Here is an 11981-nt window from a genome sequence, read left to right as displayed (position 1 = left end):
ACGACCTCCTCAGAACTTGTAGGCGCCGTTGGCGAACCACATGCGGCCGGGCATCGGGTAGCCATCAGCCAGCGCGTAGTTGGCATCGAACAGGTTGGTCGCGCCCACTTCCAGCGCCCAGGCCGGCAGCGGCTTGTACACCGCCTTCACGTTGGCCAGCGCAAAGCCGCCCATCTTCACGTAGGTCGCCGCGTTGCCGCTGCCGTAGGCCACCATGCGGCCGTTCTCGGCATCCACCGAGGCCTGGTATTCCCAGCGGTCGGACGGCTTCCAGCTGGCGTAGGCGAACAGGCGGTTGCGCGGGGTGTCGGTGAGCGGGGTGTCGGTGAGCGGGGTCGTCGAGGTCCGGTTCTCACGGCCGAGGTAGGTGTAGTTGCCGCCCACCGTCCAGCCATGGCCGAGGGTTTGCTCCAAGGACAGCTCGACGCCGGCGTGGCGCGCCTCGGCGATGTTCTGCAACTGCGCACAGGACGTTGCCGCGCCGACGCCCGGCTGGTTGCACAGGGACACCGGAATGATGTTCACGCGCTGCATCAGGTTCTCGATGCGGCTGTAGAACAGGCTGGCCTGGCCGCGGGCGCCGCCCCATGGGCTGCCGCGCAGGCCGGTATCGACGTTGAGGGCGCGCTCGGGCTTGAGGTCCGGGTTCGGCAGGCCACTGCCGAGGGACGCCGAGTAGCGGTCCTTGATGGTCGGGAAGCGGGTCTTGTGGGCCACGCTAACAAATGCTTCAGCCCCGCCGCCGAGCTTGCGGGTCAGCTCGGCCAACCAGTTGGTGCCGGACGTGGAGCCGGTCGGCCAGTAGTACACCTCCTTGGCGTCGCGCTGGTCGTGGCTGGCGCCGAGGCGCAGGCGCCACAGGTCGGACACACGGATCATGTCCTCCACCGCGATGGAGGTGGTCACGTCCCGGTAGTTCTTGCTGAGGGCCAGACCGTTGTCCTGGTGCTTGTCTTCCTTGTAGTGGTAGGCAATGGCCAGCTCATGGCCGCTGAACGCGAAGCTGTCCAGCTCGACCGACACGCCGGTGGTCGAATCCTTGTACCAGCTCGGGAAGTTGGTGGTGTTGGCGATCAGCGAGGAATAGCTACCGTTGCTGTAGGCGAGGATCTTGTTGTCGTAGTTGTCCTGGTACACCCGCGCCTTGACGACGTGGTCCTGCCCCACCGCCACGTTGGCGATGAAATAGGTGCTCTCCAGGTTCCAGTACGGCCACTGCCAGAAACGGCTGTTGGCGCCGCCGCCGATGCTCAGGTACTGCCCCGGCGCATTGCCGGCGTAGGGCGGGTTGCCCTTGCGGCCGTTCTGCTGAACGTAGCCGATGGCGTATTCGTCGGTGGCGTTGGGGGTCAGGCCCAGCTTCACTGACAGGCGGGAGTCGGTCCGGTAGGAGTTCTCCCGATGGCCGCCGTCCTCCAGCACGTTGCGGGTGGCGTTGCTGGCGCTGGTCGGAATGGACTTCGGCGAGTAGTTGCTCGACAGCGGGAGGTAGTTGCTGTCGGTGTAGGACGCGCCGAGCTGCATGTACCACATGCCCTGATTACTGCCCACGTTGGCGGCGTACTTCTGCAGGCCGCCGGCGCCAAAGCCCGCCCGCAAGTCGCCTTCGAGTGCCTTCACCGGCTTGCGGCTGACCAGGTTGATCGCCCCGCCCAGCGTGTTGGGCCCGTAGAGCAGCGACGCCGCGCCCTTGGCGACGCGGATCTCGGCCAAGTCGAAGGTCGTGAAGCGGCCGAAGTCCACATAGCCGTCATAGGGCACGTAGGCCGGAATGCCGTCGATGAACAGCGGCACCTGGCGCACGTCGAAGCCGCGCAGATAGACGATGTCCTCGTTGCGGCTGTTGCGGGACAGGCTGATCCCCGGCGTCAGCGCCACCGCCTTGCCGAGGGTGTCACAATTGAACTGCTCCAGGGCGTCGCCCTTGATCACGGCTTCCCCCGGCACAGCCGCGTCGATCGGACTCGCCACCACATCCACGGTGCCGAGCTGGAACACCCCCTCCGCCGCCACCGCCGACCCTGCCAGCGCCGCCGATACGCCGCCCAGCACCCACGCCTGCATCTGCTTCCTTTTCATCGAGACCCCCGGTACGAACACCATCTATATAAGTTTGTATATATCGAAATACGAACCTTTCCCTATCCCATGCTGAGCAATGAGCGTGCCTACAGGGAAAACCTTGTGCGGCGCACACAAACGCCGACTCCACACTCACTCGATGTATAACTTACTACACAGCGATGTCTTAAACCCTACAAATTGAAGGCTCAATCAGTGCCATACAGAATAGTCCGGCTAGCTAGCCAGGATGAATCGAACGCCTTCTCCGGCACAGTAGGGCACTCTGGACGAGCTTTGATCCAATGCGCCATAGCAAGCAGGCACGCCAGCTGCTAATAGCGCTATATCAAAAACAACACATCGAATCTCGCTCACGTCCGCCATGAGAACCCGCCCCACCCAGCGTCGTCGCCCGACCGCCTCGCCCGCCCTAATCCGCCCGCTCGACCTGCTGGCCGTACTACTGCTCGCCGCCCCGGCCGGGCTCGCACAGGGGCTTGCCGATCCGGCCACTCCGTACGGGAGCGCCGGCCAGCATCAAACGTGTCCTGACCGTGCGCCAGCACAAGGACGGTAACGACAACGGCACGACCGCCCCAAGGCCGCCGCCATCAACGAACGAGGCCCGACCATGCCCCACGCAAGGCTATACACCCATCAATATTTCGATATCCGCCCCGGCCACAGCCGCCGCTCGGAAACCGCAATCCGCTGGAACGAGGGCCTGCCCGCCGAATGGCAGGAGCAGGTCGTCGCGCCACTCTATTTCGACCACTACATGGATTACGTGGTCACCGCCGCCCGCATCCTCGGCCGCGACGAGGACGACAACGCGTGCTACTGCGCCCACAGCTATGTGCTCGAGGAGAGCCGCGGGCCGGAGATCCCCGCCGCGCTCCGCACCGTGGCCTATGCCGAGTCGCTGCGGGCCTGGCGGCTGCGCGACGGACGCTGGCTGATCCACCGGGTCGTCGTCCGCGACGGCGAGCTCGACAAGGCCCACGGCTTCTTCTCCCTCGCCGAGTCGATGCCACGCTGACGGCCGACCCGCATCGCTTTCACTGCGCATGGAACCATCGGGACGGAAACGCTGACTACACAGGAGCGGAACGTTTTTCCACCTGCTCGACCGTCCCCATGACAAGAAAGGAAACGATCATGCCGCCCGACACCTGCCAGGATGCCATCGCCACGCCGGCCCCCAGCCTGATCCAGCACGTCGGCCGCCAGACCCTGTTCCTGATCGGCTGGGCCTGTTTTGCGGTGGGCACGGTAGGCCTGTTCCTTCCCTTGCTGCCAACCACCGTGTTCTGGATCATCGCGGCCTGGGCGTGGAGCAAGAGCTGTCCGCGCCTGCAGCACAAGCTATACACGCTTCCTGTAGCCGGCCCTCATGTGCGCGCCTGGATGGAGGACGGCACGATCAGCCGGGGGGGCAAGCATTTCGCCCTCGGCGGGCTGAGCCTCGGGCTCGCCATGTGCGCCTACGCGCTGCAGGATGCGCCACTACTGCTGGCAGTCGCCGGCCTGCCCCAGATCGCTGCAGGCGGCTACATCCTGACCCGACCAGAAAGCTGACACATCAGCCTTCGGCGCCGGCCTGATGCACGCCTGGCAGGCCGGCAGAAAACAAGGCAAAAAACGCCCCAAAAAAGCCCGCAAAACCCGTACAATTCCCTGGCCTTACGCAAGCCAATCGGCGTACAGGTCAATCCTTCATCCGTTTCGACCGATCGCCCAGCGATCACGAACTCTCATTGCGTCCGCCCCGATTGGTGCCGCTTTCCTTGAGCGGTCAGGCCGTCGCAGGAGCCCGACATCCAATGACTCAAGAAGTCCAGGCCGCCGCCCCGGCGCCGGTTGCGATTACTTTTGCCGATCTCGCCCTCAGCGAGCCCATCAAACAGGCCATTGCCGAAACCGGCTACACGGCCCCCACCCCGATCCAGGCCCAGGCCATTCCGCAGGTTCTCGCCGGCGGCGACCTGATGGCCGCGGCGCAGACCGGCACAGGCAAGACCGCCGGCTTCACGCTGCCGATCCTGCACATCCTCTCCGAAGCGCACGCCCACAACCAGAAGGCCGGCCGGCCGCGCTGCCTGATCCTCACCCCGACCCGCGAACTGGCGGCCCAGGTCGAGGAATCCGTGCAGACCTACGGCAAGCATCTGCCGCTGACCTCGATGGTCATGTTCGGTGGCGTCGCGATCAACCCGCAGATCACCAAGCTCAAGAAGAAGGTGGACATCCTGGTCGCCACCCCTGGCCGCCTGCTCGACCACCAGAACCAGGGCACCATCGACCTGTCCGGCGTGGAGATCCTCGTCCTCGACGAAGCCGACCGCATGCTCGACATGGGCTTCATCCGCGACATCAAGAAGATCCTCGCGCTGTTGCCCAAGAAGCGCCAGAACCTGCTGTTCTCGGCCACCTTCTCCGACGAGATCAAGGCCCTCGCCGACGGCCTGCTGCACAACCCCGGCTACGTCGAGGTGGCACGCCGCAACACCGCCTCCGAGCTGGTCCAGCAATCGGTGCACCTGTGCCCGCAGAAGCAGAAGCGCGAACTGCTGGCCTTCCTGATCAACAAGCACCAGTGGTTCCAGGTGCTGGTGTTCACCCGCACCAAGCATGGCGCCAACAAGCTGGCCGAATACCTCGGCAAGCACGGCATCCCGTCCGCCGCCATCCATGGCAACAAGAGCCAGTCGGCACGCACCCGCGCGCTGGCCGACTTCAAGGACGCCAAGCTGCAGGTGCTGGTCGCCACCGACATCGCCGCCCGCGGCCTCGACATCGACCAGCTGCCGCAGGTCGTCAACTTCGACCTGCCCAATGTGCCGGAAGACTACGTACACCGCATCGGCCGCACTGGCCGGGCCGGCTCATCCGGCGCCGCGGTGTCCCTGGTGGACCGGGAAGAGCTGCCGCTGCTGAAGGACATCGAGCGCCTGATGAAGCGCCTCATCGACAAGGTCGAGGTGCCCGACTTCGTGCCCTCCGCGGCGCCCGCCGAGAGCGACGAGCGCCCGCCCCGCGAACCCCGCGGCGCCCACAACGGCGGCCGTGACCGCCGCCAGGGGCAGGGCCAGGGTCAATCTCAGGGCCAAGGCCAGAAGCAGGGTCAGGGACAGAAACAAGGCCAGCGCCAGGGCAAGCCGAAGGGTCAGGGCCAGGAACAGGCTCAAGGACAGAGCCAAGGCCAAGGCCAGCAGTCCCGCCCTCAAAGGCAGGGCCAAGGGCAAGGACAAGGTCAGCAGGGTCAGGGCCAGGGCCGGCCCGCTCGCCAGGGACAGCCGCAGGACCGCCAGGGCCGCAACCGGGGCGGCAAGCCCCAGGGCGGCGGAGAACCGGGCAACCGCGAGCAACGCGCCCCCCGCCAGACAACTGACATGGACGACGATTTCGGCAACCGCGTCGACTATAAGTCCAAGGCCAAGCCGCAGTACCGTGACCCGGAAGCCAGCTTCAACATCCACCGTCAGGGCAACGGCCAGGGCGGACGCGGTGGCAAGAGCGGTTTCGGTGGCGGCAACCCGAATCGTGGCACACCGGCCGCGCTGGAGGAGAGCCACCGCCCGGCGGTCACCCTTACCGGTCGCAAGGCGGGCGACATCAAGCCGGCCGCCCTGTTCTCGCCGCGCAACGGCAACGGCAACCGCTAAGTCACGCCACACAGCCCCGCCCCCGCGGGGCTGATCAGGCGCCCAAACAAGAACGGCACCTCGAAGGTGCCGTTCTTGTTTTCATCCAGGCATCGCCAGGGCCCGTCAGCCCTTCCGGCGCCGACGCATCAGGACAACCCCAGCCAGGGCGCCACTCGCGAGCACCATGCTGGAGGGCTCGGGCGTATCGAAGGTGGCACTCACGCCGGCAATCTTGACGTAGTCATCGCCCTTGTTGACCGAGGTACCGGTCGGCAGCGACTGCACGAGTGTATTGAGCGCACCGACCAGCCAGTAGCGAGCGCTGATGTTCAGATCATTCACCGCCAGCGGGACATACTTGGCCGCGTTGGTGGACTCCGTGGGAGCGCCACCGGCGGCATTGGAATAGTGCGCCGTGCCGGTCTTACCCGCCGAGCTCTTTACCACGCTCCACCCGCTGCTCAGCAACGCGGCATACCCCTGATCGGCGGACATGAAGGTGGGCGTCCCTTTCCCCGTGTAGGCCAGCACCGTGATGTCGGAGTCTCCGGTCCACCAGCCAACCGTCACGCTGTTGAGCTTGGCGGCCTTCCCGCCGAAGTCGAAAAGCATCGAGTCGTAGCGGCTGTCGTTGTCCATCGTGTGGCCGGGCACCTGAGTGGCCGCAATCGTCCCCTCGTTCTTGTCTCCGGCACCATTGGCGCCATCGCGGTTGGTGACACCAAGACCGCCCGCCCACGATCCAAGGTAGGCGCTCTCGATATAGGCGTTCTTGGCGCCACCTGTTGACGCATTCTTCGTGTCCGACCACGCCGACACGGCCACCTTGCTGCCCGTCCCGGACGTATAGCTGCGGGTGTTGCCAAAATTGCCGCCACTGGACTCCGTTCCCCCGGTAGTGAAGCTCCAGCTGGTCGCGGCATGCGCCTGGAGAACACCGGACATGGCAAGTCCGAGCACGACGAGAGACCTGATTACGCTCTTGGACATCACAAACCTTATCTAGTCATCTGTTCGCCGCTCACGATAAACGGAGTGAATGGTGATACCCCAGGATGGATTTCACAAAGCTGACAAAAATCTGAAAGATCAGGTATTGGAGCGGAAGCCCGGCGGCATCAGGCCTCTCACAAACCCAGGCTCCTGCGCAACTGTTGCGCCTCCTGGGCACTGTCGAAATCCCCCCCAGCACGCAGTGCGGCGGCCAGTTCGGCCCGGGCTTCATCCTTGCGGCCGATACGGTCCAAGGCCCAGGCTAGGTGATAGCGGATGTCGCGGGAATCGGGCGCCCGCTGGCTGGCATCCCGCAGGTTTTGCAGACCGCCATCCATCACCCCGTTGCGCACCCGCACCCACCCGAGGGTGTCGAGCACATTGGCATCGCGCGGCGCGGCGCGGGCCGCCCGTTCAGCCATCGCCACAGCGCCGCGGTCGTTCTGGCGCAACAGTACCTGGGCCAGATTGTTGGCCACCTCCGCATTCTGCGGATCCCTCTCAATCAGCCATTCGTAGGCCTTGCGGGCTTCGGCCAGCCGGTTCAGGCGCAAATAGGCCTCGGCCGCCGCAGAATGCACCGGAACATCGTCCGGGTGGGCACGCAACCAGTCTTCGAGCAGGGCGACGCCCTTGTCGCCCTCCCCGGCCCGGAAGGCCGCATTGACGGCCTGCAGCACCAGCAGTGCCGACGGGCTCTTGCCGAGCGCGGCCAGGTACAGGCGTCGGGCCTCCGCCGGCTGGCGCCTAGCAAGCGCAATGTCGCCCGCCAGGCGCAATGCTTCGGCGCCGTTGGCAGTACGGCGGGCGAGCGCCTGCTGCAAGCCTTCGGCGCGTGGTACGTGGCCTGCCGCCAGTTCCGCCTCGGCCTGCAGGACCAGGGCCGGTTCGAAGCCCGCTCGGGCCGCCAAAGCCTTTTCGGCGCTCGCCGCCGCCTCGATCGGCGCCCCGGCCTGAAGTTGCAGGCGCCCGACCTCCACCAGGCGCTCGGCGTCCTTGCCTACCAGACGGGCCAGCGTCGAGAACGCGGCCTTGGCAGTCGCCAGGTCGCCGGTAGCCAGCGCGGCCCGCCCCAGCGCCCCAGTCACCACCGGATCGTCAGGACGGGCGGCAGTCAATTGACGGGCGATCGCCAGCGCGGCGGCAGGCTTGTTCAGGGGCCGATACACCGCCAACAACTCGAGCCCGACCTGGACGTCTCCGGGCGCCTTCGCCCAGGCCTGCTCCAGCAAAGTCTGGGCAGCCCCGATACGACCGGCCCGCTGTTCCACCCGTGCCAACTCGGTCATGGCCTGAACGTGCTGGGGCTGCCGGGCCAGCAGCGCCGTCAGGCGCTGGCGGGCAGCGTCCAGCCGTTCCTCCGCCACGTCCATGCGGGCAAGGTTGAGCTGCGCCGGAACCAGGCCTGGGGCCAGCGTCACCGCCTTGAGATAGGCTTGGCGCGCCTCGGCGGGCCGCCCCCTGGCGGCCTGCACAGCCCCCAGCAGGTTGTAGGCCAGCCCTTCCCCGGGCAGCCCCTTCACCAGAGTCTCGGCGACCTGTAGTGCCGCGCGATGATCCCCGCGGCGCAGATAGAGGGTACTCAGGGCCGAGGCCACATTGATCTGGCGCGGCTCCTTGTCGAAGGCACGGCGCAATGCCTGCAGCCCCAGATCCGACTGCTGGCTGCCGAGCAGCGCAAATCCCCGCTGGGCCATGATGCCCGGATGATCACCGGAGACGCGGGCGGCGGCCTCCAGCGCTTCTGCCGCCTCCCGGTAACGCCGCTGCTGCATGCGCAGCGCCGCCAGGGTCGTCAGGGCCTGGGGATCCACGTCGCCGGAGCGCAGCATCGGCTCAAGCAGATCAGCGACGCGGGCGCTGTCGCCCGCCTCCAGGTAGATGTTGGCAAGCAGCTTGCGGCCGGCCGGATCGTTCGGCATGCGCTGCACGTAGCGTTCGAGCAGCATCCGGGCGCGCTCACCGCGTCCCGTCGCGTAGGACGCCAGCCCGCCCAGCATCAGGAGCGGCGGTTGCCGCGCGACGAAATCGTCCGGCAGGATATCCACCAGCGCAGTCACCTCCTCGAGCTGGGCGCGAGATGCCTTGCTGTCGCCACGCGCGGCGTAGACCAGGCTGCGAAGGTAGGCCACGCGGGGCTCGCGCTGAACCATGCCGCCTGCCAGGTCGAGGTCGCGCATGGCCTCGTCCGGCCGCTGCAGATCCAGCAGCAGGGATGCACGGGCGATCAGCGCATCGAGCTGACGGGGATCGGCCGCGAGGGCCTTTCCGAAGTAATCCAGCGCTCCCCGCACATCGCCCCCGGACTGCAGGAGGGTGCCCTTCAGATGGAGCAGCTGGGGGTCGGTCGGAGCCATCGCCAACGCAGTATCGAGGGCCTTGCGGGCCCTTGCTCCGTTGCGGTCGCGCAAGGCCAGATCGACTTCGGCGCGCAGCGGCGCCAGGGATTTCGGGTCGGCCTGACGTCCTGCCTCGATGGCACGGAAGGCTTCAGGCATCTCCCCCAGGTCGGCATGGGCGGTAGCCCGCATGGCCAGAACTTCGGCCCGTGAACCCGCAGGCAGGCCGTCGGGCCGGATGCGCTGGAGCAGCTTCTCGCTCTTGCCGAACATCATCAGCGCAGTGCCATACGGCTGGGCGATCTCGACCATGCCCGCACCGAGTTCCAGGGCACGCTCGAACTCGGCTTCCGCGGCGGCGGCCTGACCATCCTTCAGCAAGGCCTTGCCGAGCAGCAGGTGGGCCGCCAGCAAGCGCGGCGCCTGCTGAATCGCATTGCGAGCCTGGATGATGGCGCCGGCAAAGTCCTTGCGAGCAAAGCGTCCACTCGCATCCTGGTAATAGCGGGCAGCCTGGCCATTCGCCGCCTGCACGGCGGCGAAGGCCTCAGCGCTGACAGGACCGCAACACATCAACAGGACGAGGGCCGGAGCACGGAGGACAGTCAGGGCGGAACGCAGGGTGAGGGACGACATGAAGTTCAGGCAGGCCAGGGAGTTTTTCCACGACCGCCATTGTCTCGGCGGCGCCCGCCCCCACCCGTGACGGAACTCGCAATCGGTCGCGGAGTCTCCAGAAAAGTTGTCACACAGTCGGGCAAATCCTTCCAGGCCGCGCCGTCCGCTTGAAAATGCCCCGCCGCGACTCCATATGAAAGGCATTGCCGCCCCGCCCTTACCCATGGAAAAGAAAACCCAGTTCAGCCTCTGGTACTTCATCTTCGCGCTGTTCGCGATCTTCACCCTGCATGACCTGTGGGTGCAGATGCGCACCGTCGAGCCGGTGCCTTACAGCGAGTTCCAGCGCATGGTGAAGGCCGGCGAGGTGGCCGAGATCGCCATCGCCGACAACACCATCCAGGGCACCCTCAAGCAGCCCCTGCAGGACGGCCGCCAGAAGTTCGTCACCACCCGCGTCGATCCGGCGCTGGCCAAGGACCTCAGCCAGTACGACGTCAAATTCACCGGCGTCGTCGAGAACACCCTGTTCCGCGACATCCTCGGCTGGGTGTTGCCCGCCGTCATCTTCGTCGCCATCTGGATGTTCGCGATGCGCAAGTTCGCCGGCAAGCAGGGCCTCGGCGGTGGCTTCATGAACCTCGGCAAGAGCAAGGCCAAGGTCTATGTGGCGGCCAACACCGGCGTCAGCTTCGAGGACGTGGCCGGCGTGGATGAAGCCAAGGACGAGTTGAAGGAAGTGGTCGGCTTCCTGAAGGACCCGCAGCGCTACGGCCGCCTTGGCGGCCGCGTGCCGAAGGGCGTGCTGCTGGTCGGCCCGCCGGGCACCGGCAAGACGCTGATCGCCAAGGCGGTGGCCGGCGAGGCCGGCGTGCCCTTCTTCTCGATTTCCGGCTCCGAGTTCGTCGAGATGTTCGTCGGCGTCGGTGCCGCCCGCGTGCGCGACCTCTTCGAGCAAGCCCGCGCCAAGGCCCCGGCGATCATTTTCATCGACGAACTGGATGCCATGGGCCGCGCCCGCGGTGCCTTCGCGATGGGCGGCCATGACGAGAAGGAGCAGACCCTCAACCAGCTGCTGGTGGAACTGGACGGCTTCGACTCCTCCTCCGGCCTGGTCCTGCTGGCCGCCACCAACCGCCCCGAAGTGCTCGACCCGGCCCTGCTGCGCGCCGGCCGCTTCGACCGCCAGGTGCTCGTCGACCGCCCCGACAAGAAGGGCCGCATCGCGATCCTGGCGGTGCACATGAAGAAGATCACCCTCGCCCCGGACACCGACGCCGAGAAAGTCGCAGCGCTGACGCCGGGCTTCTCCGGCGCCGACCTGGCCAACCTGTGCAACGAGGCAGCGCTGGTCGCCACCCGGCGCAACGGCCAATCAGTCACCGTCGAAGACTTCACGGTAGCCGTCGAGCGCATCGTCGCCGGCCTCGAAAAGAAGAACCGCGTCCTCAACGAGCACGAGCGCACCGTCGTCGCTTACCACGAGATGGGCCACGCGCTGGTCGCGATGGGCCTGCCCGGCACCGACCCGGTGCACAAGATCAGCATCATCCCGCGCGGCGTCGGCGCCCTCGGCTACACCATCCAGCGCCCGACCGAAGACCGCTTCCTGATGACCCGCGCCGAACTGGAGAACAAGATGGCGGTGCTGCTGGGCGGCCGTGCCGCCGAGCAGATCATCTTCGGGGAAGTGTCCACCGGTGCCGCCGACGACCTGCAGAAGGTCACGTCGATTGCCCGCTCCATCGTGATGCGCTTCGGCATGGACGCGGAGCTCGGCAACGTGGCCTACGACAGCGACAAGGCCAACTTCCTCGGCCAGAACGCGGCACCGCCGCAGGAGCGCGCTTATTCCGAGGAAACCGCACGCGAGATCGACTGCGCGGTACGCCGCATCGTCGCCGCGGCCTTCGAACGCAGCCTGGCAATCCTCACGGCCCGCCGGGCAATCCTCGAAGAGACCGCCCGCGACCTGCTGACCCGCGAAACCCTCGACGAAGCCGACCTGAAGGCCATCCACGCCCGCCTGGACACGGCCTGATCCAGCAGCCACCGGAACACCGCGGCACAACAGGGAGGGCTACAATGCCCGGAATGCGCGCCAAGGCGCGCCCCGCCTTGCTGCGCCGCTGGGCGACGGGCGGGCAACCCGATTCGTGATCGTTCGACATTCCGTGGAGGAAGCCGCTCATGTCCTGTACCCCAAAGTTCGCCCTCGCCGCCCTGGCCCTGACCGCCGGCATCACCGCCTTGCCCGCCGCTGCGCAGGAATCGCCGACGCTGAAAAAGATCAAGGACAGCGGCACCATCTCCCTGGGCC

Annotated in this window: 7 protein-coding genes; 4 read left to right on the top strand and 3 right to left on the bottom strand. The window is 66.6% G+C overall.

Annotated elements, in window-relative coordinates; all coding sequences use genetic code 11:
• Positions 1-9: 9 nt before the first annotated feature.
• Entirely contained in the window at positions 10-2079 is a 2070-nt protein-coding gene (locus ACE3RX_RS18605) for a TonB-dependent receptor domain-containing protein (RefSeq protein ID WP_374486460.1), read from the bottom strand.
• A 616-nt stretch (positions 2080-2695) separates the two neighbouring features.
• Here ACE3RX_RS18605 and ACE3RX_RS18600 point away from each other — a divergent pair.
• From ACE3RX_RS18600 to ACE3RX_RS18590, 3 genes are all read left to right on the top strand, one after another.
• A complete protein-coding gene (locus ACE3RX_RS18600) occupies positions 2696-3103 on the top strand; it encodes a hypothetical protein (protein WP_374486459.1) in 408 nt (135 codons plus the stop codon).
• A gap of 119 nt (positions 3104-3222) precedes the next feature.
• A complete protein-coding gene (locus ACE3RX_RS18595; RefSeq protein WP_374486458.1) occupies positions 3223-3642 on the top strand; it encodes a YbaN family protein in 420 nt (139 codons plus the stop codon).
• A 245-nt stretch (positions 3643-3887) separates the two neighbouring features.
• On the top strand, positions 3888-5729 hold the full coding sequence (locus ACE3RX_RS18590; protein ID WP_374486457.1) for a DEAD/DEAH box helicase: 1842 nt from the start codon (positions 3888-3890) through the stop codon (positions 5727-5729).
• A 105-nt stretch (positions 5730-5834) separates the two neighbouring features.
• Here the strand turns inward: ACE3RX_RS18590 and xdp1 are convergent, their stop codons facing one another.
• Together xdp1 and prsT are read right to left on the bottom strand one after the other, a co-directional pair.
• Positions 5835-6701 carry an exosortase-dependent surface protein XDP1 gene (gene xdp1, locus ACE3RX_RS18585; RefSeq protein WP_374486456.1) on the bottom strand — a complete coding sequence of 289 codons (867 nt, stop codon included), beginning with the start codon at positions 6699-6701 and terminating at the stop codon, positions 5835-5837.
• A gap of 137 nt (positions 6702-6838) precedes the next feature.
• Positions 6839-9679 carry an XrtA/PEP-CTERM system TPR-repeat protein PrsT gene (gene prsT / locus ACE3RX_RS18580; RefSeq protein ID WP_374486455.1) on the bottom strand — a complete coding sequence of 947 codons (2841 nt, stop codon included), beginning with the start codon at positions 9677-9679 and terminating at the stop codon, positions 6839-6841.
• Between the two features lie 205 nt (positions 9680-9884).
• Between prsT and ftsH the strand changes: the two genes are divergently transcribed.
• Positions 9885-11702, top strand: coding sequence for an ATP-dependent zinc metalloprotease FtsH (gene ftsH, locus ACE3RX_RS18575; protein WP_374486454.1), 1818 nt, complete (start codon positions 9885-9887; stop codon positions 11700-11702).
• Positions 11703-11981 lie beyond the last annotated feature (279 nt).

It is taken from the genome of Zoogloea sp., from assembly GCF_041914405.1.
In the GTDB taxonomy this organism is placed as follows: Bacteria; Pseudomonadota; Gammaproteobacteria; order Burkholderiales; family Rhodocyclaceae; genus Zoogloea.
Note: the sequence above shows the minus strand (reverse complement) of the source record. Positions and strands in the feature narration are given on the sequence as shown.